The 24644-nt window shown below is 64.0% G+C and carries 23 protein-coding genes; 6 read left to right on the top strand and 17 right to left on the bottom strand.

The genetic code is table 11. From position 1 onward, the window contains the following. Positions 1-79 precede the first annotated feature (79 nt). The 3 genes from JAB6_RS21140 to JAB6_RS21130 all read left to right on the top strand — a co-directional run bounded on the left by JAB6_RS21140 (position 80) and on the right by JAB6_RS21130 (position 3555). On the top strand, positions 80-997 hold the full coding sequence (locus JAB6_RS21140) for a LysR family transcriptional regulator (RefSeq protein ID WP_034757572.1): 918 nt from the start codon (positions 80-82) through the stop codon (positions 995-997). A gap of 50 nt (positions 998-1047) precedes the next feature. Then, positions 1048-1578, top strand: a complete 531-nt coding sequence (locus JAB6_RS21135; RefSeq protein WP_034757569.1) for an isochorismatase family protein — start codon at positions 1048-1050, stop codon at positions 1576-1578. A 105-nt stretch (positions 1579-1683) separates the two neighbouring features. Continuing rightward, complete coding sequence (locus JAB6_RS21130) at positions 1684-3555, top strand: carboxypeptidase-like regulatory domain-containing protein (RefSeq protein ID WP_070304387.1); 1872 nt, start codon at positions 1684-1686, stop codon at positions 3553-3555. Positions 3556-3561: 6 nt separating this feature from the next. Here the strand turns inward: JAB6_RS21130 and JAB6_RS21125 are convergent, their stop codons facing one another. The 3 genes from JAB6_RS21125 to JAB6_RS21115 form a co-directional block, all read right to left on the bottom strand. Further along, a complete protein-coding gene (locus JAB6_RS21125) occupies positions 3562-4725 on the bottom strand; it encodes a DUF1624 domain-containing protein (RefSeq protein ID WP_070304386.1) in 1164 nt (387 codons plus the stop codon). A gap of 139 nt (positions 4726-4864) precedes the next feature. Beyond that, on the bottom strand, positions 4865-6967 hold the full coding sequence (locus tag JAB6_RS21120) for a TonB-dependent siderophore receptor (protein WP_070304385.1): 2103 nt from the start codon (positions 6965-6967) through the stop codon (positions 4865-4867). A gap of 54 nt (positions 6968-7021) precedes the next feature. Continuing rightward, positions 7022-7942 carry a LysR family transcriptional regulator gene (locus tag JAB6_RS21115; RefSeq protein ID WP_070304384.1) on the bottom strand — a complete coding sequence of 307 codons (921 nt, stop codon included), beginning with the start codon at positions 7940-7942 and terminating at the stop codon, positions 7022-7024. 119 nt (positions 7943-8061) lie between these two features. On the opposite strand from JAB6_RS21115, the gene JAB6_RS21110 reads away from it, so the two are divergent. Both JAB6_RS21110 and JAB6_RS21105 read left to right on the top strand, forming a co-directional pair. Continuing rightward, positions 8062-9048, top strand: a complete 987-nt coding sequence (locus JAB6_RS21110) for a zinc-dependent alcohol dehydrogenase family protein (protein WP_070304383.1) — start codon at positions 8062-8064, stop codon at positions 9046-9048. Between the two features lie 71 nt (positions 9049-9119). Continuing rightward, entirely contained in the window at positions 9120-9443 is a 324-nt protein-coding gene (locus tag JAB6_RS21105) for a tetratricopeptide repeat protein (RefSeq protein ID WP_070304382.1), read from the top strand. A gap of 5 nt (positions 9444-9448) precedes the next feature. On the opposite strand, the gene bla is transcribed toward JAB6_RS21105, so the two are convergent. The 12 genes from bla to JAB6_RS21045 all read right to left on the bottom strand — a co-directional run bounded on the left by bla (position 9449) and on the right by JAB6_RS21045 (position 20657). Next, positions 9449-10411, bottom strand: coding sequence for a subclass B3 metallo-beta-lactamase (bla, locus tag JAB6_RS21100; protein WP_254671721.1), 963 nt, complete (start codon positions 10409-10411; stop codon positions 9449-9451). A gap of 56 nt (positions 10412-10467) precedes the next feature. Continuing rightward, positions 10468-12225 (bottom strand): M56 family metallopeptidase, encoded by a 1758-nt coding sequence (locus tag JAB6_RS21095; RefSeq protein ID WP_070304381.1) that lies wholly within the window; start codon positions 12223-12225, stop codon positions 10468-10470. After that, positions 12222-12614, bottom strand: coding sequence for a BlaI/MecI/CopY family transcriptional regulator (locus JAB6_RS21090; protein WP_034757543.1), 393 nt, complete (start codon positions 12612-12614; stop codon positions 12222-12224). The genes JAB6_RS21095 and JAB6_RS21090 overlap by 4 nt, the downstream gene beginning before the upstream one ends. A gap of 63 nt (positions 12615-12677) precedes the next feature. Continuing rightward, complete coding sequence (locus JAB6_RS21085) at positions 12678-14186, bottom strand: hypothetical protein (protein WP_070304380.1); 1509 nt, start codon at positions 14184-14186, stop codon at positions 12678-12680. A 73-nt stretch (positions 14187-14259) separates the two neighbouring features. Then, positions 14260-15606: a DUF3422 family protein gene (locus tag JAB6_RS21080; RefSeq protein ID WP_070304379.1), complete on the bottom strand. Its 1347-nt coding sequence runs from the start codon at positions 15604-15606 to the stop codon at positions 14260-14262. Between the two features lie 121 nt (positions 15607-15727). Next, positions 15728-16936, bottom strand: coding sequence for a multidrug effflux MFS transporter (locus JAB6_RS21075; RefSeq protein ID WP_070304378.1), 1209 nt, complete (start codon positions 16934-16936; stop codon positions 15728-15730). Continuing rightward, on the bottom strand, positions 16933-17607 hold the full coding sequence (locus JAB6_RS21070; protein ID WP_070304377.1) for a CerR family C-terminal domain-containing protein: 675 nt from the start codon (positions 17605-17607) through the stop codon (positions 16933-16935). Before JAB6_RS21070 ends, JAB6_RS21075 begins: the two co-directional genes overlap by 4 nt. Positions 17608-17728: 121 nt before the next feature. Then, entirely contained in the window at positions 17729-18199 is a 471-nt protein-coding gene (locus JAB6_RS21065) for a copper chaperone PCu(A)C (protein WP_070304376.1), read from the bottom strand. 19 nt (positions 18200-18218) lie between these two features. Beyond that, positions 18219-18815, bottom strand: a complete 597-nt coding sequence (locus JAB6_RS21060; protein ID WP_034757529.1) for an SCO family protein — start codon at positions 18813-18815, stop codon at positions 18219-18221. A gap of 62 nt (positions 18816-18877) precedes the next feature. Further along, positions 18878-19264, bottom strand: a complete 387-nt coding sequence (locus JAB6_RS29420; RefSeq protein WP_175444587.1) for a DUF2946 domain-containing protein — start codon at positions 19262-19264, stop codon at positions 18878-18880. A 35-nt stretch (positions 19265-19299) separates the two neighbouring features. Further along, entirely contained in the window at positions 19300-19893 is a 594-nt protein-coding gene (locus JAB6_RS29415; protein ID WP_070304374.1) for a hypothetical protein, read from the bottom strand. 62 nt (positions 19894-19955) lie between these two features. Beyond that, the gene (locus JAB6_RS21045; RefSeq protein ID WP_175444586.1) at positions 19956-20657 is read right to left on the bottom strand and encodes a Crp/Fnr family transcriptional regulator; all 702 of its coding nucleotides are present in this window, start codon (positions 20655-20657) and stop codon (positions 19956-19958) included. Between the two features lie 114 nt (positions 20658-20771). Here JAB6_RS21045 and JAB6_RS21040 point away from each other — a divergent pair, with 114 nt between their 5' ends. Continuing rightward, positions 20772-22406 carry an acyl-CoA synthetase gene (locus tag JAB6_RS21040; RefSeq protein ID WP_070304372.1) on the top strand — a complete coding sequence of 545 codons (1635 nt, stop codon included), beginning with the start codon at positions 20772-20774 and terminating at the stop codon, positions 22404-22406. A 4-nt stretch (positions 22407-22410) separates the two neighbouring features. Here JAB6_RS21040 and JAB6_RS21035 read toward each other — a convergent pair whose 3' ends face one another. Both JAB6_RS21035 and JAB6_RS21030 read right to left on the bottom strand, forming a co-directional pair. Then, a complete protein-coding gene (locus JAB6_RS21035) occupies positions 22411-23826 on the bottom strand; it encodes an MFS transporter (RefSeq protein WP_070304371.1) in 1416 nt (471 codons plus the stop codon). An 81-nt stretch (positions 23827-23907) separates the two neighbouring features. Then, positions 23908-24624, bottom strand: coding sequence for a hypothetical protein (locus tag JAB6_RS21030; RefSeq protein WP_070304370.1), 717 nt, complete (start codon positions 24622-24624; stop codon positions 23908-23910). Positions 24625-24644: the final 20 nt, after the last annotated feature.

Here is a 24644-nt window from a genome sequence, read left to right as displayed (position 1 = left end):
ATTCTGCATGTGTAAAAATATGCGCTCAAGTGAAATTAATGCATAATTCCTTTGCAAAAATGCACAGAGAGGGTTTGCCATGCTCGATTGGGACAATGTACGGGTCTTCCTGGAACTGACGCGCAGCGCCGGCCTTGTCGATGCGGCGAAAAAGCTGGGCATCGATCATTCCACCGTGTCGCGCCGCATGCGCAAGTTCGAGGAGCAGGTGGGCACGCAGCTGTTCGACCGCAACTACGTGGGCTACCAGCTGACGCCCGAGGGCCACCGCCTGATGGAATACGCGGAAACGATGGAAAGCACGGTGTTTGCCGCCACCGAGGAATTGGGCGAACACAACCGGCTGCTGTCGGGCCAGGTGCGCCTGGGCGCCACCGAGGGCTTCGGCGCCATCGTGCTGGCGCCCCACCTGGCGCAGTTTTGCGGCAGATACCCGCACATCAGCGTGGACCTGATCGCCGTGCCCCGTTTCGTCAGCCTGTCCAAGCGCGAGGCGGACGTGGCCATTTCCATCGAGCGCCCCCTGTCCGGCCCGTATGTGGTGACCAAATTATCGGACTACCGGTTGAAACTGTACGCCACGCCAGCCTACCTGGCACGCCACGCACCGATCACCAGCGTGGCGCAACTGGCGCAGCACCCGATCATCGGCTACGTGGACGACCTGGTCTTCAGTTCGGAACTGCGCTACATGGACAACGTGGCGCCCGATTCCCTGCGCGCGTTTCGCAGCACCAGCGTCATCGCCCAGTACCACGCGGCGCGCGCGGGCCAGGCGCTGGCGATCCTGCCCTGCTTCGTGGCCCAGCAGTCGAACGAACTGGTGCCCGTGCTCGACGGCGAGATCGACCTGCTGCGCGCCTTCTGGATGATCTCGCCGAGCGAACGGCGCAATATCGCCAGGGTCAGCGCCCTGTGGAACTACCTGCGCAGCGCCATCGATTTGAACCACGCCTACCTGATGGGCGAAACGGCCACGCCCAGCTGGCCAGCTTGAGCACGCTGCCGCGCGCTACACTGTCGCCACATACTAATAAGGAGAACGCCATGCTGATGGATGCGAACCAGGCCGTACTGGTCATTGTCGACCTGCAAGGCCGCTTGATGCCGGCCATCCACGATGCGGGCCTCGTGCTGGCGCAAAACCTGCGCCTGGCAAAGATCGCCCGCCTGCTCGACGTGCCCGTGCTGGGCACGGAACAGAACCGCCAGGGACTGGGGCCGAACGTGGAAGAGATCGCCGCGCTGTGCGAACGGACCTTGCACAAGACGCATTTCGGCGCCTGTTTTGATGGCTTGCAGCAGATGCTGCCCGCCGGGCGCAAACAGATCGTCGTCACGGGGTGCGAAGCCCATGTGTGCATGCTGCAAACGGCCATCGGCCTGCTGGAGCTGGAATACGAGGTCATCATCGCCATCGACGCCGTCGGTTCGCGCCAGGGAGCCAGCCGCGACGCGGCGCTGGCCCGCCTGGGCAAGCTCGGTGCCCATCTGGTGACGGTGGAGATGCTGGCCTTCGAATGGCTGCGCGACTGCAAGCACCCGCGTTTCCGCGAAGTATTGGCGCTGATTAAATAGCCATACTTTTACGCAGGATCAAGCCCGACCGCCGCTCATTTGCTAGCTTGGTAACAGCGCCGCCATTCCGAGCGGCGCGCCGTCCACATCAGCAAGGGAGCCATCATGGCCTATATCCTGAGAGGCAAGCTATGCGGCTTGATCTGTGCCGAGTGCCCTGAAGCATTGTCCCACGTCATCGTGCGCCTGTACCGGCCGCGCGAGTCGCAAAACGTCACGGCGCTGGCCATGGCCAGCGCCAAGGAAACCTTCGCCATCCTCACGGAAGAAGAGGTGCAGGCGAAAGCACCGTTCCTGCTGGCCGAAGCGCGCACGGACGAGGACGGCAACTATAGTTTCACCTTGGCAGGCGATTACCAGGGCGAGGCCGTGGAAGTCGATATCCTGTGCCCTACCGTGCCGCGGTTGAAACCGGGGCCGAAAGACCCCGTGCCGCTGCAGTTTTCCATCACCACCATTCAGCCCCGCTGGCGCCAGGCCGAAAACGACTATCTCGCCATCTGGGACTATTGCCTGCCGCAACGCTTCTGGTGCCTCGTGCGCGCCCGCTTCGGCGCCTGGACCATCTGCGGCCGCCTGCGCACCTGCGACGCTCCCCACGCGCCGATCGCCGGCGCCACCGTGCGGGCCTTCGACGCCGACTGGCTGCAGGACGATGCGCTCGGCGTCGCGGTGACGGACGCCAGCGGGCGCTTCCGCATCGATTATCTGACGTCGGACTTCACGCTCACACCGTTTTCACCGTTCATCAACGTGGAGTTCGCCAGCGGCCCCGACGTGTATTTCACGGCGCAACTGGGCAGCGTGGCCATTCTGTCGGAAACGCAGGCCAACGGGCGCCAGCCGGGCCGCGAAAACGTGGGCCACTGTTTCTGCGTGGAATTGTGCTCGAAAGAAGTCTTGCCGCCCGACGTGGAAGGCGTGCCCCACTGGCAGCAGGTGGAAATCTTCGACATCCACCCGTTTCCCTCGCTGGCCGGCTTTTCCGCGCAAGGCTATGCAGGCGGCCCCGGCGCCTCGTATGTATTCGCCGGCGGCGTCACCCTGAAGGGCAATTGCCCGCTGCGCAACAGCGCCATTCCCGCGAACCCGCTCGAATACCGTTTCCTCATCGGCGAATGGTCCTGGCCCGGCGGCAGCGACGACCCGACGGCCATCCCCCCGGTCGCGCCCGCCAGCCTGGCGCCGTTGACGCAAATCCTCGGCACGCACGTCGGCTATGTGTTTTATACGAATGGACTGGGTCTCGGCGATTCGGCGCCCGTCATCATCGATGCGGGCGACTTGAAACCGGGCGGCTGGATACGGGTGGACGGCAAGCCCGTCACCGTGGACATGCGCGACGGCACGACGGCCATCGTCAACGTGGCGCCCAACATCTTCCTGCGCACGTTCGACTTGCTGACCGTGAATACGCCGGCCATCACGAGCTTGCACCCGGCCAAGCTGCCGGGCGGCTTGCCCATCCTCGACGCGGGGCGCAGCCTGACGGCGGCCGAGAGCGAACCGATACGCCGCTACCGCCTGGGCTTCGAAGTGCGCGACGGCATCAGCCTGGCGCTGGTGTCCACGGACGGGCTCGATTCCATCGTCTTCGACAACTCGCCCGTCATCGTGGCGCTGGACCTGGAAGAGCTGCGCAGCAATGCCTGCAATCCCATCGCGGGCGGCCTCGTGCATATCTTGTACACGATAGACCACCCGCATCTGCGCTTTTTCAATGTCACGATTTCCAACAACAACGGCATTACGCATCCGCCGCCACCGCTGCCGGCCGCCAGCTTCACGCCGCCACCACCGTCCAGCAACTATCTGTTCCGTGGCGGCGCGGGCGGGCCTCATTTATCGGGCAACAATGGCGGCTTCCCCGTCAACGTGGCGCTCGATCCGCCGTGCGCCTACCGGGTGGCCATCGGTTGGCAGACGCGGCATTACCTGGCGTCGCCGCACAGCATTGACCGCCTCTACTGCAAATAGGCGAGCTCAGAAGTAGCGCACCCAGGCCTGCTTCGAGGTGCGCTTGTAACTGGCGAACGCGCGGCAAGGGAAATACAGCACGGGCATCAGGGCCAGCGCGATCAGCCACACTTGCCAGATGTGCTCGACGCCATAACGGTTGCCATGGTTGGCGCCCAGCACAGCCGTCAAGGTGATGCCGATGGCCAGCAGCAGATACAGGTGCAGCAAATAATAGAACATGGGCGCGCCGCCAAAGGTGGCGCAAGCCCGCGTAAACCAGTTATCGACGCTTTCCAGCCAGGCCATGCCCAGCAAGCCCAGGCCCAGGGTGAACAGCAGGAAGTCCAGCGACGGCGGATACTTGGTGAAGTTCAGCACGCTCATCGCCGTGCGCAAGGCCGTGTCGCCGGCCCCCCACGGCAAGGTCTCGCCATAGATATTGAAGCCGCGCAGCACGGCCAACAGCAGCAAACTGCCGCCGCCCAGCGCCAGCAGCAGGCGGCGACGGCCTTCGGCAGACAGCCCGCGCGCATACAGGGGCCCGGCTGCATAGCCGAGCACAATCACGCCTATCCACGGCAGCAGCGGATAGCTGACCTTGATTTTCATGGCGCCATCGGCGACCAGATAACCGCGTTGCAGCAGCACCGTCAGCAGATAGTAGCCAAGGCTGCCCTCTTCCGCGTGCAGCCAGGTAAACAAATGCTGGCCGGCGATAATCGCCACGCCCAGCACGACCAGCACTTTCAACGGCAGCTTGTGCAGCACGGCCAGCGCCATCATGGCCAGGCCGATGACCCAGATCACCTGCAGATACAGGATCGCCGGCGTGAAAGTGCCCATCCAGGCAAAGTTGACGAACACCAGTTCCAGCACGACGAGCAGCAAGCCCCGCTTGAACAAAAAGCCGGTAGCACTGCGCGGACCGGCGGCCGGATGCGCATAGAGCCAGGCCGACAAACCCGTCAAAAAGACGAACATGGGCGCGCATACGTGGGCGGCCAGGCGCGTGAAGAACAGGGCCGGGTCGACGTGGGCAGCATCCATCGGGTCGCTGACCTGGTGATGCAGAAAGAACGTTTCGCGCACATGGTCGAACAGCATGATCAGCATGACGAGGCCACGCATGACGTCGATGACGGCGATGCGGGCGCGCAGGATGGCGGGGGAAGTCAGGGGAGTGGTCATTGGTTGATGTAAAAACTTTAGTGAGTCGACAGTGTTATTTCAGCCCACAGGCAAAAACTGGGGTCAGACCCGGCGGGTCTGACCCCGGCTCTATGCTGCTGGTTTCGAACAATTCTGTGGCATGTACAGAGGGCCACAGTTAAAACCTGTAATGCGCATTCAACGTCACCATACGCTCGGCCCCCGACGCCACCCACAGCTGGCTATACGAACTCGCATAGTAGCTGCGGTTGAACAGGTTTTCCACGTTCAGGGCCAGGCGCAGTTTCGCCGTCGGCGAATACGATGCCAGCAGTTTGGCCGTCGTGTAGGCCGGCAAGGTAAATTTGCTGCTGACGGCCACGTCACCGAGGCGCTCTCCCACGTATTGCAGGCCGCCACCCACGCTGGCCGTGCCCGTGCCCAGCGCGAATTGCTGCGTGGCCAGCAGGTTGGCGCTATGGAGCGGCACGTTGGCGAAGCGGCTGCCCGTCACGATCGTATTGTCGCCGCGCGTGACGGTGGCGTTGGTGTAGGCATAGACGCCCGAGACGCGCAAGCCGCGCGCCATTTCGCCCGACACGTCGAGCTCCAGGCCCCGGCTGCCCACCTCGCCCGCCGCGATGGCGAAGTCCGTGTTGGCGGGATTGGTCGTCAGCACATTGCTCTTGCGGATGTCGTACACGGCCACGGTACCCGTCAGCTTGCCCGTTTCCAGCTTGGCGCCCAGCTCATACGAGCGGCTGCGCTCGGCCGGGAACGCCTGGTTGGCTATGCTGATGCCGCTGTTGGGCCGGAAGCCCTTGGCCGCGCTTGCATACAGCGACCACGCCTTCGTCGGCTGGTAGACGAGGCCAGCGCGGGGGCTGGTGGCCGACAGCGACTGGCGGTTGCTCACCTGCAGGCGATTATTCGTCACGTCCTGCGTGTACGTATCGTGGCGCACGCCAACCAGCGCCTTCCATTGCGCACCGAGGTCGATCTGGTCCTGCGCATACAGGCCGCGCGCCCTTTGCCCTTCCTGCGTATCGATGGACAGGGCCAGCGGATCGGCCTTGCCGCCGTACACGGGATTGAAAATATCGATGGCATAGGCATTCGCGGCCGAGGGATTGCGGCGCAGCTGCACCCGGTGGTCGTCGAAATGATAGGCGTCGACGCCGGCCAGCACTTCGTGCGCCAGCACGCCCGTCCTGAACTTGCCCAGCACTTCAACGCGTGCCGACACGTCGGTGGCCGAGAAATCGCGGTGGCGGCGCTGGCGTTGCAGGGTGCGGCCATCGGCCAGCAGCCTGTTCGCCTCGGTTGAATAACCGCGCAATTCGCTGTCGCGGTAGGACGCGCCCGCCTGCACCGTCCAGTCGTCGGACAGCACGTGGTGGATGAACAGCTGCTGCCCCAGCGACTTGACCGTCATGGGGCCGTCGCCTGGTTCGCCCAAGAAGCGTGACACGGGGACAAGTCCCAGCTGGCCATTCACGGCCACGACGCCGCGGTCGAATGGCGCGCGCTGCCGCACGGCTTCGATTTCATACGACACGGTCGTGTGCTCGCCCAGCAGCCAGAGGAAGGACGGCGAAAACAGGCTGCGCTCGACTTTCACCGTATCGCGGAAGCTGTGCCCTTCTTCATGTGCCGCGTTCAGACGGTAGGCGATGGTGTCGCTCAACGGTCCCGTCAAATCCAGGGCGGCGCGGCGCGTCTGGAAGCTGCCCAGCGATACATCGGCGCTGTATTCAGGCGCGAACTTCGGCTTTTTCGTCGTGATGTTCACCGTGCCGCCCGGCTCGCCCCGGCCGTACAGGGCCGATGCGGGGCCTTTCAGCACTTCGACAGCCTGCGTATTGCCGCCGTCGCGCATGCCGTTGTAGCCGCGGCTGGAACTGAAACCATTGACCATGTAGTCGGAGCCGAAATTCGGGTCGCCCGTGAAGCCGCGCATGGCGTAGCTGTCCCACAGGCCGCCCAGCGGGCTTTGTTTTGCAATGCCGCTGGCCAGGTCCAGCGCTCCGGCCAGGGTCGTCACGCCGGCATCGCGCAGCAGGTCGCCTGTCAGCACGCGCACGCTTTGCGGCAAGTCCATCAGCAAGGCGTCCGTCTTGGTGGCGCCCGTGGCGGACAGGCTGCGGTAATGCTGGCGCTCCGCCTTGACGGTGACGACGTCCTGCGCGTCGGGCTGGTCGGCGGCAGGGTCGGCTGCCAGCGCCAGGGGACTGGCGGCGGCCAGAAAAAGCGCCACGGGGCGGCGTAAAAACACGGACATGGGGATTCCTGACATGGGCAATTCAATGCAATAGGCTTGCATTATAATTGATAATCAATTCTCATTAAAGCCTTCATCAAACATCTGCGTCAAAAACTCCACGAACACCTGCACCTTGGCCGCGCGCAGCTGACGCGGATGGAACAGCGCCCACAGGCCCGGCCCCCGCGTGCGGAACGGTTGCAGCACGGGCACGAGGCTGCCCTCACGCAGCGGCTGCAGCACGGAAACGGACAGCGCCTGGACGATGCCGCAGCCGGCCTGGGCGGCGGCGATCATCGATTCGACATGGTCGAAGGACAAGGCGGCCGGCGGCGTGTGTGCATACGCGGCAGCGCCCGCCTCTCCTTCCATGGCCTGGAACAGCCACGGCCGCACCTGGCGCGATTTCGGATACAGGAAATGCAGGCAGGCAAACTGGTCCAGCTCCTGCGGCGTGCGCGGCAGGCCATGCCGAGCAACAAAGGCGGGCGAGGCGCAGCACAGATAATCCATGTTCAGCAGGCTGCGCGCCACCAGCGACGAATCCTGCGGTTCGCCGATGCGCAGCATCACATCGATACCCTCTTCCACCATGTCGACCAGGCGGTCGCTGACGGTCAGGCGCAGGGAAATGTCGGGATAGGCGGCGGTAAAGCGGGGCAAGGCGGGCGCCACGAGGTTGCGGCTGATGCTGCTGGGCATATCCACGCGCAAGCTGCCCGATGGTTTCCCGGCCGCTTGTTCAAGACTGGACTCCAGCGCCGCCATATCGGCCAGCATCTGGCGCGCCTGCGCGTGGCATTGCCGGCCTTCGGCCGTCAGCGACATGCTGCGCGTGGTGCGCTGCAAGAGGCGCACGCCGAAGTGTTTTTCCAGCGCCGCCACCTGATTCGTCACGGATGAGGTCGAGATGCCCAGGCGCTGCGCCGCCTTGCTGAAGCCGCCCGCCTCGACCACGGCGCAAAACACCTGCATCGCTTCCAGCCTGTCCATGCATTCCCCTCCCGTTTGCCTATGATTATCCACGATATCGAAATAGTGCATGGGGCCGCGCCCTGTTTTTCTTTGTGCCGTCACCGCCTAGACTGAAGCATCAACCACAGGAGAACACCATGCAAGCCCTCGTCCTCACCAGCTTTGCCGCCCCCATGACCATCGAAAACGTTCCCGTGCCGCAGCCCGGCCCCGGGCAAGTCCTCGTGCGTATCGCTGCCAGCGGCGTCAATCCGCTCGACACGAAAATCGCCGCCGGCGCCGCCCCGCACGCCCGGCCCCGCCTGCCTGCCATCCTCGGCATCGACGTGGCCGGCACGGTGGAAGCCGTCGGCGATGGCGTGACGACTTTTCACGTTGGCGCAACAGTGTATGGCATGGCGGGCGGCATCGGCGGCATCCAGGGCTCGCTGGCCGAGTACGGCGTCTTTGACGCCGCGCTGCTGGCGCCCGTGCCGCTTGGGCTGAGCATGCGCGAAGCAGCCGCCCTGCCCCTCGTCTTCATCACGGCTTGGGAAGGATTGGTCGATCGTGCCCACGTGAAGGTGGGCGACAGTGTGCTCGTGCATGGTGGCGCGGGCGGCGTGGGCCACATGGCCGTGCAGCTCGCCGTGGCCCTTGGCGCCACGGTGTTTGCCACGGGCAGCGCCGCCAGCCGCGACGCCATCGAGGCGCTGGGCGCGCGCTTCATCGATTACCGGACCAGCACGGTGGACGACTACGTGGCCGAATACACGGGCGGCGCCGGCTTCGACATCGTCTACGACACGGTGGGCGGCGCCACCCTGGACGCCAGCTTCCAGGCGGCACGCCTCTACGGCGGCCACGTCGTCAGCTGCCTCGGCTGGGGCACGTTCGCGCTGAGCCCGCTGACGGCGCGCGCGGCGACGTACTCGGGCGTGTTCACCCTGCTGCCCCTGTTGAGCGGTGAGCATCACGCGCGCCATGGCGCCATCCTGCGCGAAGCCAACAAGCTGATCGAGGCGGGCAAGCTGCAGGTGCGGCTTGATCCACGCCGCTTTACCTTGCACACGGCGCACGATGCGCACGCGGCGCAAATCGACGGCAGCGCGCGCGGCAAGCTGGTGGTGGAGATGCGGGATTGAACGCGGGCTTGTTACTTGCAAGAGGAAACGTTAATATGCAAGAATAAACTTGCATATTAACGGGGCTCTTGATGCGTGAAAATCTGGAAAAACTGCTGGCGCAGGGGCGCGACAACGCGCTGCTGCGCTTTGGCCTGGGCGACGCCTGCCTGAAAGAGCATGACGCCGAGCAAGCGGCCCTGCACCTGGCGCAAGCCACCGTGCAGCAGCCCGGCTATTCCGCCGCCTGGAAACTGCTGGGCAAGGCCTTGCACCAGCTGGGCCGGCTGGACGAAGCGCAGGCCGCCTGGACCACCGGCGTGACAGTGGCCCAGCAGCAAGGCGACCTGCAAGCCGACAAGGAAATGACGGTATTCCTGAAACGCCTGCACAAACAGCGCCAGGCGGCAGAGTAAAAAACTTAATGCACGTGCGCGGCACCCTTGGCGTCAAGAGGCGCCGGCTCGCCCCGCTCTTTCGCCAGGCGTTTGGCCAGCAAGCCGCCCGCTTCGGCCGCATAGGTGCGGCAGGCGTTGGCGTCGATCAGGGGATTATCTTTACCGCTGCGCTTGGCAGCCTTGCCCAGCACATCCGTCGTGCCCGGATGGACGGGGATGATGATGTCGCATGGCAAGGCAGCCACCTTGGCGATACTCGCTTCGAACGAGGCCGAAATATCGGGCGCGCCGCCTTTGCCCGCGCCTTTGCCCGTATAACGGAAATCGCCGCTCGCATATGGGTTCAGGCTATCCGCATACACGACGTCCAGGCAGCGCTGGCCTTCGCACGACGTCCACGTCCACGTCGTGCCACCGGGAGTGTGGCCCGGCGTCATGTGGGCCGTCAGGGTCAACGGTCCCAGCTTGACGGTATCGCCCTCGGCCAACAGGCTGACCTTGCTCACCTTGGCGACATGCACGACGGGATTGGCCTGGTACTGCGGATCATCCTTGCCATTGGTGCCGCTTTGCAGCACGGGGGCGGCCGCTGCGCTGGCCATCACGGTGGCGCCGCTGGCCCGCTGCAGCGCGGCGATGCCGCCCGCATGGTCCCAATGCGCGTGGGAATTGAGGATGTATTTCACGTCCTCGATACGAAAGCCCAGCGCCTTGATGTTTGCGATGATCAATGGTGCCGATTGCGGCAGCGCGCCGTCGAGCAGGATATGGCCCTGCGGACTCGTCACCAGCACGGCGGACAGGCCGGCCGTGCCCACATACCAGGTATTGCCAAAGACATTGAACGGCTTGGCGGGCGCGTTCCATTCCTTGCAATTGTCGCAATTAACCGGTTTATCCTGCACAGTCGCCGGCGTCTTCGCCTGCCCCGTACCAGCCGCCATGGTCGCAACCGTAGCCAGCATCAACTTCGCCAATAGTGTCATCTTCATCTCCAGAGTGTAAAAAAAGGGCGCCCGCACTGGCGCGCCCCGGGGGGGTATCAATGCATGCGACCGGTCCTGTCGGCCAGGGTGTCGCGGATGTGTCCGGCGTCGAGCGAGCGCCGCTGTGCGCCGTCGGCGTCCAGCAGTACGATGGTGACGTGCTTGCCGCCGCTGCGCATGCGCATCGTCAGGCAGCTGCCCGCCTCGTGGCTGCTGCCCGTCTTGGACAGCACAATGTCCCAGCCCTTGCCACCGACCAGCGGGTTGGTGTTGTGCAAGGTGCGTGTCTTGCCATTGACGGCCACGCTCGCTTGCGGGTGGCTGGTGATGCGCGCGATGTCCGGATAGCGCGCGGCGGCCGCGACAATCTTCGCCACCTCGCTGGCCGTGGACGTATTCGCGGGCGAACTGCCGACGGGGTCCAGCAAGGTAGTACGGCGCAAGCCCAGGCTGCGGATCTTCGCTTGCAAGGCGTCATTAAAAGCCGCGCTGCCGCCAGGATAAGTGCGCGCCAGCGCGGCGGCGGCGCGGTTTTCGGACGGCAGCAGCGCCAGTTGCAACAGCGCGCCGCGCGACACGGCCACGCCATCGGCCAGCAGGCTGTGGCGCTGCAAGGACGCATCGCCATCGGCGCGCACGATGCGCACCTGCTCACCCCTATCCTGCCCCGCGTCGAGCACCACCATGGCCGTCATCAGCTTGGTGATCGAGGCGATGGGCACGACGGCGTCCGCGTCTTTCGCCATCAGCACCTTGCCGCTGGCGTCATCGAACACCAGCATGTGTTTCGCGCTGACGGGCAAGTCCAGCATGCCGGCTGCGGCTTCGGCCAGGATCGCCCCGCTGACTTCGGGCTTGCCCTGCGTCTGCAGCAGCAAGGTGGCGCAGGCCAGCAGCAAGGCGGGCACGGCCATCTTCCAGCTGCCGGTATCAAGGCCGGGCGCCATCAAGCGTTCTATGCGCGTGAGCAATGCCCCGCCCCGGGCCGACATCAGCAAGCCGGAGTGCTGCGGCGCCGCCGTCTGCAGGGACAAGGCATGCAGCGCCGTGGCCAGCCGCTGCGGATCCTGCAGCGCTTGCGCAGCCAGGGCGTCGGCCACCTGTTCGCGCTCGGCCCGCATGCGCGCCGACAGCCACCAGACGACAGGGTGAAAGAACAGCAGCGCCTCGGCCACGCTTTGCAGCAGGTTGACCAGGTAATCCCAGCGCCGCACGTGGGCCAGTTCATGCGCCAGCAGCGCTTCGAGCAAGGCGACGGGCATGCCGCTCAGCAAGGCGGCCGGCAGCAGGATAACGGGGCGCCAAAAGCCCACCGTCACAGGACTGGCCAGGCCCGCGTGCAGCTTCAGCGGCGGCCGCCGCTGCAAGCCCATGCGCAGGGCCAGCGCATCGAGGCGCGCCTGCCAGACGGCCGGGGCGGCTACTGCCTGGCGGCGCAGCTTGCCGACCCAGGCCAGGCCCAGGCACAGGCGCAAGCTCATCAGGCCAACACCAGCGCTCCAGGCCAGCACCAGGGCTGGCATCCACGCTTGCAGCGCGGCGCGCCAGGCCGGCGGCGCGTCTACCGCCAGCTGGGCTGGCGATGTGCCCGACAGCAGAGACAGAAGGTGGAGCGAGGGAATACACAGACACAGCAGCAGCGCCAGCGCGCACACGGCATAGCGCCAGCGCGCGCTGGCGTGGCGCAGCAGCCAGAGCAGGACGGCGGACACTGCGCCGACGATCACGCCCTGCCAGACAAAATACAGCAGGACCCAGCCCAGCGCAGGGACAAGCTTGCCCAACTCAACGCCCAAGCCCATGTCCAGGTTCATGGCGCGCCGCCATCCTTGCTGCGCAGGATTTTTTCGATTTCCAGGCGTTCCGCGTCGCTCACGTGCTCGCGCAGCGCCGTCAGCACGAGCGCCTTGCCGGAACCGGAAAACACCTTGCCGATCAAGTCCTTGAGCAAGCTGGTCTGTAACTTTTCCTGCGCTTCGACGGCCGCATACAGTTGCGGACGCTGGCTTTCATCGCGGCTCAGCAAGCCCTTGCCATGCATCAGCTGCAACTGGCGTAGCACGGTGGCGTAACTGGCGTCGGCACGCTCGGCGGCCAGCGCGTCATACACGGCGCGGGCGTCGGACGGACCGCGCTGCCACAAGATGCGCAGCAGGTCCAGTTCGGCGGCCGTGGGATGGGGAGTGGAGGTATTTTTTAACATGCCGCCAGAATACCGATTCTAGAACTCTATGTCTAGAACTTTTTTTCTGGATTGGCAACGAGATTAGAATTCCCGCAAGCGATCGAACAGGTCCAGCAAGGCCGCCTCATCAACCAGCACCGTCCCCTGCCCGGCCAGCTGCGCCAGCAGTTCCGCCAGCACCGAGTAGATTTCCTCGCGCTCGACCGTCTCGATGATGCTCGCGCGCCGCTCGATCTTGTTGAATACATCGACATAGGCGGTGACCATCGTCTCCAGCGCGGCTGTCGCCGCCGTCGCCTCCATGGCCACATCGATGCCGCGCGTCACGGCCAGCATGTTCTTGTAGGCCAGCGCCGCCTTTTTCGCATACGCGGGGGAAATATGCTCGCGGCCATCCCAGTCGCGGAAGGGGTTGAGCAGGTTGTCCGCCAGCCATTCCGGCTTGCGCGCCTTGGTCACCGACAAGTCCAGTCCCAGCGCCGCCGCCCTCTTGTAGCCGGCCTTGATGGCCTTGGCCACATCGGCGGGCAAGCTGGTCAGCCACAAGGCCGACAGCTGCGGCAATTGCGTGGCCGATGGAAACTCCTCCGCCGTGTAACCGAACAGGTCATAGGCGGTGAACATCCGCAGCTGGCTCAGTTGCGCCAGGCTGGCCATATGCGACGCCAGCCCCGGCTTGCCCCAGATGCGCAAGGCCGTCAGATAGGGAAAGCGCCGCGCCACTTGCTCCAGGTCGACCTCTTTCATGCTGACCAGCGACAGGCCGCCCAGTTGCTCGATGCCGTGGAACGGCGGCAGCGTCTGCGTGCACTGCAGTGTCAGATGGCGGCCATCGGCGCCATCGTTGATGCGCAGCGCCGGCGATGGCGCGCCGCGCAACGCGAGCAAGCTCAAGCCTTTGTTCAAGACCAGGTTGGTAACGCCATCGGGTTGCAGGATCAGCCGGCTCAAGCCGCTGCCGCTGAAATCGAGCGCATGCACCGTCGATGACTGCCACTGCAGCTCATTGATGAAGGGATTGCCCTGGATAAACTCCATCAAGGCTTGCGTGCCTTCGCAGGTCTCGATCGACATCAGGCAAGGCAGTTGCTCCAGCTCGGATATGTCGCCCAGCGCCTGCAAGACACTGTCATCGATTTTCGTCGCGTCCTGCCGCAAGACCTGGCCGCCGACGGTTACTTCACGCTCGTCCGACGCCGCCTTGAATTGCTGGCGCCGCAACGGGTCGATGCGCTCCCAGTTGCGCTGGCGCAGCACGCTGTCGCCCACGTTCCAGCCGCTGCGGTAGCTGTTGACTTCCACATCGACCAGCGGCGCGATATTGCCCACGAGGGTATGGCCAGGCGGCACGTTTGCCGTGGCATAGCAGTGGTCGTGGCGATTATTCCAGAAGAAATAGTCGCACAGCAGCGGCCGCATGGCTTGTACGGCCGCCGCATCGGGCAAGGCGTCGCCGGTCCAGTCCAGCTCCAGCACGGCAGCTACCGGCCTGGACGAGGACGCATCCTTGATGCGGGTGACCTGGCAAGCCACATACTGCTGCAGCTCGGACGAAAACACACTGTAAACATCGCCAACATTCGGTAGCACGCAACTTCCTTTCAAAACACCTGACGGTCGAATGTTGAAAGATAGCAAATATGACAGCGCAGCGTCGTCCTGTTCAGTCCGCGTGCAGCTTGTGGTGCATGCGGCGCAGGCCCAGCCAGACGGCGGCCGCCACGAACGGCACCAGGGCACCGACGAGGATTTCCGGATTCACGGGCAGCCCCATCACCTTGGCCGCCTTGCCCGTGTAGCTGAACAGGCCGATCACGTAATAGGAAATGGCGGCAACCGACAGGCCTTCCACCGCTTGCTGCAAGCGCAGCTGCTGCGCGGCGCGGGCGTTCATCGATTGCAGGATTTGCCGGTTCTGCAATTCCTGCACGATGCCCACCCGCGTGCGCAGCAAGTCATTCGTGTTGGCAATACGCTGCGCCATCGCTTCCTGGCGGCTGGCCATCGCTTCGCATGTATTCATGGCGGGCGTCAGGCGGCGGTCCATGAATTCCTCAACTGTCGGGATGCCTTCGATGCGCACTTCGCGCAACTCGTCGATGCGCGCCTTGACCAGGCCCATGTAGGCTTTCGAGGCGGAAAAACGGTAGCTATTGTCGAGTGACAGCTTTTCAATGCGGGCGGCCAGGCGCGTGATGCGGTCGAGCAAGGCTTGCTCGGAGACACCGTCGTCGCTCTTGGCCAGGCCAGGCGCGTCGTCCGTGTCGACCATGGCGGCGGCCAGGGTCGCCAGCTCATTTTCGATGGCGTTCAACGATGGTGCCGCCTGCATGGCGTAGGGCAGGCCCAGCAAGGCCATCATGCGGTAGGTTTCGATTTCCAGCACGCGCTGCACCAAACGGCCCGACTGCTGCGAGCGCATGCCCGCATCGCGGATGACGAAACGGCTGAAACCGTCCGACTGGATCGTGAAATCCGTCCACAACTCTCCGCCCTGCAGCACCTTGCTGCCGGCCAGGGTATTGCCCTCGAACACGCGCGACAAACCCTGCATGAAGATCTCGGCAGGCTCGGTCGCCTGCTCGAGCACCACGTGGGCCGCCACCATCAGCTTGCCCTTCAAGCCCACCAGCCACTGCTGCGGCAATTGCTCCAGCGGCATGCGCTCGAACGCCTGTTCCAGGGGCAAGGCGGCACCAGGATGCTCGGCGAAGGTAAACGTGGCAAATTCCGTGTGGCATTCCCATTTCAGGCGGAAGCGGCCAAAGTCGTAATAGAAGTACTTGGCTTCGGCAGCGGGCGGCGTGACGCCGAAATGCGTGCACAGGGCCGCCAAGGTGGCGTGCTGGACCGCCATATTCGAGGCGCCCAGCGCCGCGCTGTCATCTTTATACACGGCCAGATGGGTGATCAGCTCGGGGGCGTCGAGCTGCAAAAACGGCCGCGAGTGGATTTCCGCAGCCAGCGGCACGCGCAAGGCGTGGTTCAAACTGGAGTTAATCAAGTGCATGATAGCCAAAGGTAAAGTTGCAAAACTGCTTAGACCCACGCGGGTGCTGCGCTGCCGCAGCAGGGGTCTGATTGTCACAGTGTAACAAAGCAGGAAGCATGCCTACCTTTTCAAACCCCGCTCATGCCGTTTTGATAACCCCTTTCGCGCCGTGCGCCGCGTTCTGGCGCGTGCCCAGCCACCAGAAAAACGCGGCCAGCGCCACGGCCGAGGCTTGCCCCAGCGCCAGCTTGAATGCGCTGTCGAACAGCAATGGTGCGACAAAACCGGACACCAGCGCAAACACCAGCATTTGCACGAAGTTTTGCAAGGAGGCGGCCAGGCCCCGCATCTGGGGGAATATGTCGAGCGTCGACATGGTCATGCCCGGCAAGGCCAGCGACATGCCGAACGCATACAGCATCACGGGCACGACGGCGAACGGGATGCTGGCCGCGAACCAGTGGTTGTAAGCAATATTGAGCGCGCCCGTGGCCGCCATGGCCAGCAAGCCCCAGCGCACCAGCACGGTGCTTTTCACCGCGTGGGCCAGCCTGCCCGACAGCGCAGAACCCAGCACAAGACCGGCCACCATGGGGATGAACATCCAGCCAAACGCCGTTTCCGGCAGGTGCAGCAGTTCCAAAATAAAATGCGGTGCCGACGCGATGTACAGGGCGAAGCCGCCAAAGGCGAAGGCCACGGCCAGCGAACGCAGCAGGAACGCCCGATGGCGCAAGGCCAGCCAGTAATTGCGCGCGATGTTGCCTGGGTGAAAAGATTGGCGTTGCTCGACAGCCAAACTTTCCGGCAAGCCTTTCAGGCAGGCCAGCAACAGCAGCACGGTGACGGAAAAGGTGAACACGAACGTCGATTGCCAGCCGTAGGCCACATGCAGCCAGCCGCCGATGATGGGGGCGATGGCGGGCGCGATGCCGAACACCATCATGATATTGGCCAGCATCTTTTGCGCGGCCGCGCCCGACAGGCTGTCGCGCACGATGGCTTGGCCGATCACCCTGCCCGCCCCGGCCGAGGCGCCTTGCATGCCGCGGAAGAACAGCAGCCAGCCAAAGCTGGGCGCGAACGCGGCACCGATGGAGCCGGCCGCAAAGATCAGCAGGGAAGCGAGGATCACGGGACGGCGGCCAAACGAGTCGGACAAGGTGCCGTAGAACAAGGTCATGAAGGCATAGGCGGCCAGGTAGACGCTCAGGGTCTGCTGCACCAGCACGCTGCTGACGTCGAAATGCGTGCCGATCGCGGGGAACGACGGCAAGAAGGTATCGGTGGCGAACGGGCCCAGCATGGCCAGCCCGGCCAGCACGAGAGTCAGGTTTCTGGTCTTCATGCAAGCTCCTGCGCAACATGCAGGCGGCGCAAGCCATCGAGGGCCGCCAGCGAGAAGGCGGCGACATGCCGGGCGATGCTGGCGGTGCCCGCCTCGTCATAGGTGATCTCGGGCGCCACCAGCTCATGCACGATGCGCGAACGGGCATAGAACACGGCCTGGCCGATCACGCTGAACACGCATTTCTGCACCACGTCGTCCGGCATCGCCTCCCCCACCACGCCACGGATCAAGCCAGTAAACAGCGCATGGTGCGCGCGCACGTCGCGTTCGGCCAGCAGGTGGATGGCGGCCGTCGGCTCGATCAGTTCGCGCGCCACCAGGCGGCTGAACAGCGAAGCCGCGCCCGGGCGCAGCATGTCGCATACCATCGCTTCTATCGCCAGGCGCAACTGTTCCACGGGCGCCATGGCCACCACTGGGCCCGCATCCGGCGCGGCAGCGGCCGAGGCACGCGCCAGCGCGCGCGCATGGTCGAAGGCGGCCAGGTACAGCTCTTCCTTGCCATGAAAGTAATAATTGACCATCGCCACGTTGACGTGGGCCGCCTCGCAGATCCTGCGCACGGATGCGAGCTTGTAGCCCTCATCGGCAAACAGCTGGACCGCCGCCTGCAGGATGCGCGCGCGCGCCGGTTCGCTTTCTCTTTCGTTTCCCTTGTCTTGCGTCATGCCATTCCCATCACTTAAACAGCTGTTTAATATTGTGCGGAATTATATCAAACAACCGTTTAACTTTCAGGCGGGCGCAAAAAAGCCCGGCGAACCGGGCTTCTGGCCAGAATGATGGTGATCAGTGCTTCATCGCCGGCATCGGGGCCGAGGTGGCGCCCAGCGGACGGGCCACGGCATTGACTTCGATGGTTTCACGGCGCTTGTCTTCGCCTTCGACGACGAGAGTCAGCGGAATCTTGTCGCCCGCCTTCACCTGTGCTTTGAGGTCCAGCAACATGACGTGGTAGCCGCCCGGCTTCAGCTCGACGGATTTGCCGGCTGGCAAGGCGATTTCCTTGACCTGGCGCATGCGCATCATATTGTCCGCCATGCTCATTTCATGGATTTCCGCCACGCCGGCCACGGACGAGCGAACTTCCAGCAAACGCATCGCTTTCGGCGCCGTGATCTGCATGAAGGCGCCCGTGGCTTTTTGCTGTGGCACGGTGGCGCGCACCCACGGGTCGGTGATCTGCACGGAAGTCTGGGCAGCGGCGGAGAAGGACAGCACGGCCAGGGTCGTGGCCAGCAGGGTTTTCAGATGGGTCATGATTATTTCCTCGCGATGGTTATAAGGTGTATTTCGATTTCATCAGGGTCTTGATGTCCTGCACGCACTCGTCGCCCGTCAGCTGGTGCTTCAAGCCCAGGCGCATGCGCCCTTCCGTATCGAGCACATAGCTGATGGCCGTGTGGTCCATTGTGTACGAGCTGCCGCTCGGTACGCGGCGGTAGAAGACCTTGTAGTTGAAGGCCGTCTGCGCCGTGTTCTTCGGGTCCGTGCGCAAGCCGAGGAAGCTGGGGTCGAAGGCGCGCATGTACTCGCCCAGCAACTCGGGGGTATCGCGCTCGGGGTCGATGCTGATGAAGATCACTTGCAGCTTATCGGCGTCCGGCCCCAGCTTCTGGCGGATTTCCAGCGCGCGCGACAGAGCTGTCGGGCACACGTCCGGGCATTGCGTAAAGCCAAAGAAGACCATCACATATTTGCCCTTGAAGTCAGCCAGGGTGTACACCTTGCCGTCGGGGCCGCTCAACTTGAAGTCGGGCTTGTAATCGCCTCCCGTCAAGTCGAGACCGTTGTAATGGGGTTTCGGCGCTGGTTCGCAAGCGGCAAGCGTGAGCAATCCCGCCGTGCCGGCGAGAAGGAATAAACGACGTTTCATGATAATTCCGGCCCGATGGGCGTAGTGGATACAGTTAAGACGTGGAAGGCGTGACTTGAGGTTCAGGCAGCCGAAGGGGGACCGCGCGGGCTGGCGGCCAGCCACGCGAACGGGGCTCGCGGCGCCTGGTAAAACAAGGGTGGATAGTCGTCGTGGCCCGTGATGACGGGCAACGGCGCTGAAGACGGCGGCGGCAGGCCCACGCTGCCCGCATGGCTGATGCAGAACGGGCAATGCTCGATGTGGTGCAGCACGGAACCGGTGGTGGATGTGGCGGCAGGCGCCAGGTCGGCCTGCGTGTAGACGGCGCCGCTGGCCGAGCAGATGTCGACGGCGGCATTGTTCGCGTTCGCATGCTGCGAGGCAAACGCATAGGACAGGGACGGCGACAGCGCATTGAGCAGTATCGCCAGGCAGGCGAACCACATGTGCCACTGTTTGCGCTTCAATAAGTATCCCATGGCGCGATTATAACGGAGTCTGGCTATCCGGGCGCCTGGCCGCGCAGGAACAGGCTGGGGCGCACGCCGGCCACATCCACGCAGGCGTCGCAGAACGCGGGGATCGAGGCAAAACCGGAGCCGGCCGCCACTTGCGCCAGGTCGCGCCCGCCATCTTCGCCATCGGCGCCCGCTTGCGCCGCCGTGTGCAGCGCGTGCGCGAGGCGCTGTTCCCGCACCAGGCTCAATAAGGCCTCGCCCTCGGCAAACAGGCGCGCCCTGGCCTTGTGCGGCGTCACTTGCCACAGGGTGGCCAGGCGCGCCGCCGTCCATTTGCCTTGCGGCGTATCAAAGATGTGCTGTGCCAGCGCCTGGCTCCAGCGCTTGCCGCCGCCGTGGCCGCCATCGGGCTCATCGCCCTCCAGCGCCAGGGTGAACACGGCCGGCTTGCCCCGCCCCGGCATCACGTCGCAGGCAAAGCGCAAGAAGGCGGGCACGACGAAACTGTCGCCGCTGGCCAGTTTCTTGGTCGTGATTTCATTATGCAAGGTCACAAAACCCTGGCGCACGGTGACGCGCAGCCGGAGCGGAAAGCGCAAGCCCAGCAAATGCAAGGGATGATCGGAAACGAGGGCCATGCGTCAGGTCGATATGGTGAACGAGCCGCCAGCATGCCATACATCGCGCAAGCAGTCTGTCATCACAGCGACGCTACGCCATAACGGCGCAAGCCGTCGAGGTCGACCACGCGGATCGACTGGTAGGCAATGCTGATGAGCTTTAGTTCGGCCAGATGGCCCAGCGCCTGGTTCACACGCTGGCGTGAAATGCCGGTCAGCAAGCCGATTTCTTCCTGCGACAGCTCAAGCACGCTGGAGGTGCGCGGATATAGCATGGGGTGGAACAGCTGCGCGATGGCTTGCGCCACTTGCGCGTCGACGGCCAGCAGGCGCTGGTTCTGGATGGTGGCGATGAACTGGCCCATGCGTTCGTTCAGCTGGCGGATGACGAAGGCGTTAAAGGAGAGGCTCTCGGCCAGCAGCAAATGAAACAGGTCCACCGGCACGAGAACGATGCTCGACGCGCGCACGGCCACCACGTCGTAGCGGCGCAGTTCGCGCTTGAGCACGCTGCCCTCGCCGCACCAGCCGCCGGCCGGCACGCCGGAAAACGTGGCGCCGCGCCCATCGGCGTTGTAGACAGCCAGCTTGATCAAGCCCGTGTGCACGCCGATCCAGTGCACGGACGGTTCGCCGCGCCGCGTGATGACGGCGCCCGCCTCGACATGCCGGAGCACGCTGCCGGCGCGCAACAGGGTCTGATGCCGGGGATCAAGGGCCGCGAACCAGTCGTGGCTGTCGAATTCCGGCATCGCACGTTCTACACTATCGTTGCTATCCATTCCATCCTTCAGACCTGTCACTAAGATGACAGTGATTTTCCAGCACCGGTGCTATGCTAACCGGTATCAATCCCGAAACAGGGAGCTACAAGATTCTTTTACCAGGAGACAAGCATGACAGCTGATTTCAACACCGGCCTCGGCAAAAACAGCGCCAACTACGCCGCCCTCACCCCGCTCGACTATATCGCCAGGGCAGCCGCAGTATATGGCAATCGCCTGGCAATTGCACATGGCGCCGTGCGGCAGACGTGGCAAGAAACGTATGCGCGCACGCGCCGCCTGGCCTCGGGCTTGATCAAGCTGGGCGTGGGCACGGGCGATACGGTGGCCGTGATGCTGCCGAACACGCCCGCCATGGTGGAAGCGAGCTTTGGCGTCCCCATGGCTGGCGCCGTCCTCAATGCATTGAATATCCGCCTCGACCTGGCCTCATTGACCTTCATGCTGCGCCATGGCCAGGCGAAAGTCTTGCTGGCCGACACGGAATTTGCTGAGCTGGCGCGCCAGATGGCGGCGCAGATTCCCGGCTTGCGCGTGATCCAGGTCAACGACGTGCTGGGGCCCGAAGTGGAACCATTTGCCGACCTCGACTATGAAAGCTTGCTGGCCAGCGGCGACCCCGATTACGACTGGCAGCCGCCGGCGGACGAATGGGATGCCATCGCCCTGAACTACACGTCCGGCACCACGGGCGACCCGAAAGGCGTCGTCTACCACCACCGTGGCGCGGCCCTCAATGCCCTGTCGAACATCCTGGAATGGGACATGCCCAAGCACGCCGTCTACCTGTGGACCTTGCCCATGTTCCACTGCAATGGCTGGTGCTTCCCGTGGACCGTGGCCGCGCGTGCCGGCGTGAACGTGTGCCTGCGCAAGTTCGAACCGAAGCTCGTGTTCGACCTGATGCGCGAATTGCGCATCACTCACTATTGCGCGGCGCCCATCGTGCACGCGGCCCTGGCCAACGCACCGGCCAACTGGCGCGACGGCATAGCCTGGACCGTGCGCGGCATGGTGGCCGGTGCGCCGCCGCCGGCGGCCATGGTGGCAAAGATCGAAGCCATGGGCTTTGACTTGATCCACTCGTATGGCTTGACGGAGGTGTATGGCCCGGCCGCCATCTGCGCGGAGCAGGACGAGTGGGCGGCGCTGTCGCAGGAAGAGCGGGCCGTATTGAAATCGCGCCAAGGCGTGCGCTACCACTTGCAAAGCGCCGTCGCCGTGCTCGATCCGGAAACGATGCAGCCTGTGGCGGCCGATGGAGAACAGATCGGCGAGATCATGTTCCGTGGCAATATCTGCATGAAGGGCTATCTGAAAAATGAAAAGGCGACGCTGGAAGCGTTCGCCGGCGGCTGGTTCCACACGGGCGACCTCGGCGTCATGTATCCGGACGGCTATATCAAGCTGAAGGACCGCAGCAAGGACATCATCATTTCCGGCGGAGAAAACATTTCCAGCGTGGAAGTGGAGGACGCTTTGTACCACCATCCGCAAGTACTGGCCGCCGCCGTCATCGCCCAGCCGGACGAGAAATGGGGCGAGACGCCGTGCGCCTTCGTCGAATTGCGCGAAGGCGGCACGGTGACGGAAGCGGAATTGATTGCGTTTTGCAAGAACAACCTGGCCGGTTTCAAGGTGCCGAAAGCCATTTATTTCGGTCCCCTGCCCCGCACGTCGACGGGCAAGATCCAGAAGTTCGAACTGCGCAAGCGCATGCAGTCGGACAAGGCCATCGACGTCTAGGCGTTTAGCTGCCCTTGCCAGTCAGCCACGCCGGCTGCGCCACCACCAGGCGCGAGAAGCTGGCGATGCTGGCCATGGCGGCGAATCCTGCCGCCAGGCACAGCGCATACGTCGTGCCCCGGCTGGCCGAGACCGTGAAGCAATACGCGACCAGCGCCGCGCCCGTGGCTTGCCCGATCAGGCGCGAGGTGGCCACCACGCCGCTGGCGCCGCCGGCCCGCTCGGGCGGCGCGCTGCCCATGATGGCTTTCAGATTGGGCGCCTGGAAAAAGCCGAAGCCGATGCCGCACAAGGCCATGCGCCAGCCGATGTCAAAGACGCTCGGGTGCGCCGGTATCCACACGAGGGTCAGCAAGCCGCCAGCCAGCGCCGCCAGGCCAATGCCGCCCAGCACGCCCGGCGAATAGCGGTCGCTCAGGCGCCCGGCGACAGGCGCCATCACGGCCACCAGCACGGCCCATGGCGTCATCAGGAAGCCCGTCTCGACGGGCGAACGGCCCAGCGTCACTTCAAAATAGAATGGCAGAGACACAAACGCCAGCCCCTGCGCGGCAAACGTGCAGATGGCCGTCAGCGACGACAGCAGGAATAATGGACGGCGGAACAGATCAATCGGCAGCATCGGTGCAGCGTGCCCCGCCTGGCGGCGCAGCAGCAAGACAAAGAAGACCGCCACGGCCACCAGTTCCGGCAGCAAGGTCGACAGGGCCGCGTGATGGGCCGCATCGCCAAACAACAGGATCAGCAAACCGAAGGCGCCCACGTTGTACAGCGCCGTGCGCGCATCGAGCGTGTGGCCAGACAACCTGGTGGCCGGCAGCATGCGGCTGGCGAGAAAAAAACCGGCCACGCCCAGCGGCACATTGATGGCGAACAGCCACGGCCACGAGGCCGTCGCCAGGATCAGCGACGCGGCCGTGGGCCCGATGGCGAACGCGACGGCCACCACCAGCGCATTGTTGCCAAACGCGCGGCCCAGCAAATGTTTCGGATACAGGGCGCGCAGCAGCGCCGTGTTGACGCTCATCATGGCGCTGGCGCCGACACCCTGGAACAGCCGCGCCACCACGAGCGACGGCAAGGACCAGGCCAGTGCGCAGGCGAGCGAGGCCAAGGTAAACAGAAACATGCCGGAGATAAACACGCGCCGGTAGCCGGCGATTTCACCGAGTGCGGAGAACGGCAGCAAGGTCGCCACCATGGCCAGCTGATAGACATTGACGATCCAGACGGAGGCGGCCGGCGTCGTGTGCAGCTCGCTGGCGATGGCCGGCAAGGCCGTATTGGCGATCGCCGTATCGAGCGAGGCCATGCCCACGCCGATGGCCAGCGCCAGCATGGCCCATAAACGGGCGCCGGGCGGCAAGCCGTCCTCGCCTACCATGACGGCTTGCGTGTGCCGCTGCCTAGTCTGCTGCATAAATACACTACCTGTTCATCTTGCGGATCCGGGCAATACACTAGCATGGATGGGCGGACTCTGCCGGGCAGGCAAGGTCCATCACTTCTGGCAGTCGATGACCTTGAAATCTTTCGAATAACAGATGCGCAACTCGCCCGAATGCTTTTCATAGCCAAGCCAGCGGCCTTTCAGCTGTGGGTTGTGCTGCTTCATCCACTGGAACAGCTCGTTTTTCGGCATGGTGGAATCAGGCAACTTCAAGGCCTGGAACAGTTCGCGTTCCTTCTCGAAATATTCCTTCGCCGTATCGAAATCGCAGGCGCCATGCTTTTCCCATTCACCCTGCAGCAAGGCTTCGCCCGGCTGCATGCACATGTAGGGCAAGATGTCGGAAGGCGCCAGTTTCGGCAAATTGCCCTTGCAATAGCGCGGGTGCATGTCCGTCTTGCGCGGCGGCGTCACGGAAATGTCTTCGCACGTGGCAGGATTGTTCGACTGCGCCCACAGCCCATGCACGATCCAGCCGAACTGGTTGCTCTCGGCGCACTGGAAAGCGGCCTTCTTCGACACGGCGCCACGGCGGCGCTGGCTGTCGCAAAAGCCTGGCGACCACGACAGCGCCAGCATGAAGTAATCGGTGGGCACGTTCGTGCTTTGCTTGTAGCAGGTGTTTTTCTCGTCCGACGGCTTCACGTCGTAATCGTAGTAACTGACGTTGCGGGGAATGGCGCAGCTGGCATCGGCCGCATGGACGGCGCCAGCGGACAGGCTGAGGAAAACGGCGGCCAGCGCGGGCAGGACAGAGTGAATTTTCATCATATTCCTTCAGGATATAA

This window comes from Janthinobacterium sp. HH104 (genome assembly GCF_001758715.1).
In the GTDB taxonomy this organism is placed as follows: domain Bacteria; phylum Pseudomonadota; class Gammaproteobacteria; order Burkholderiales; family Burkholderiaceae_D; genus Janthinobacterium; species Janthinobacterium aestuarii.
Note: the sequence above shows the minus strand (reverse complement) of the source record. Positions and strands in the feature narration are given on the sequence as shown.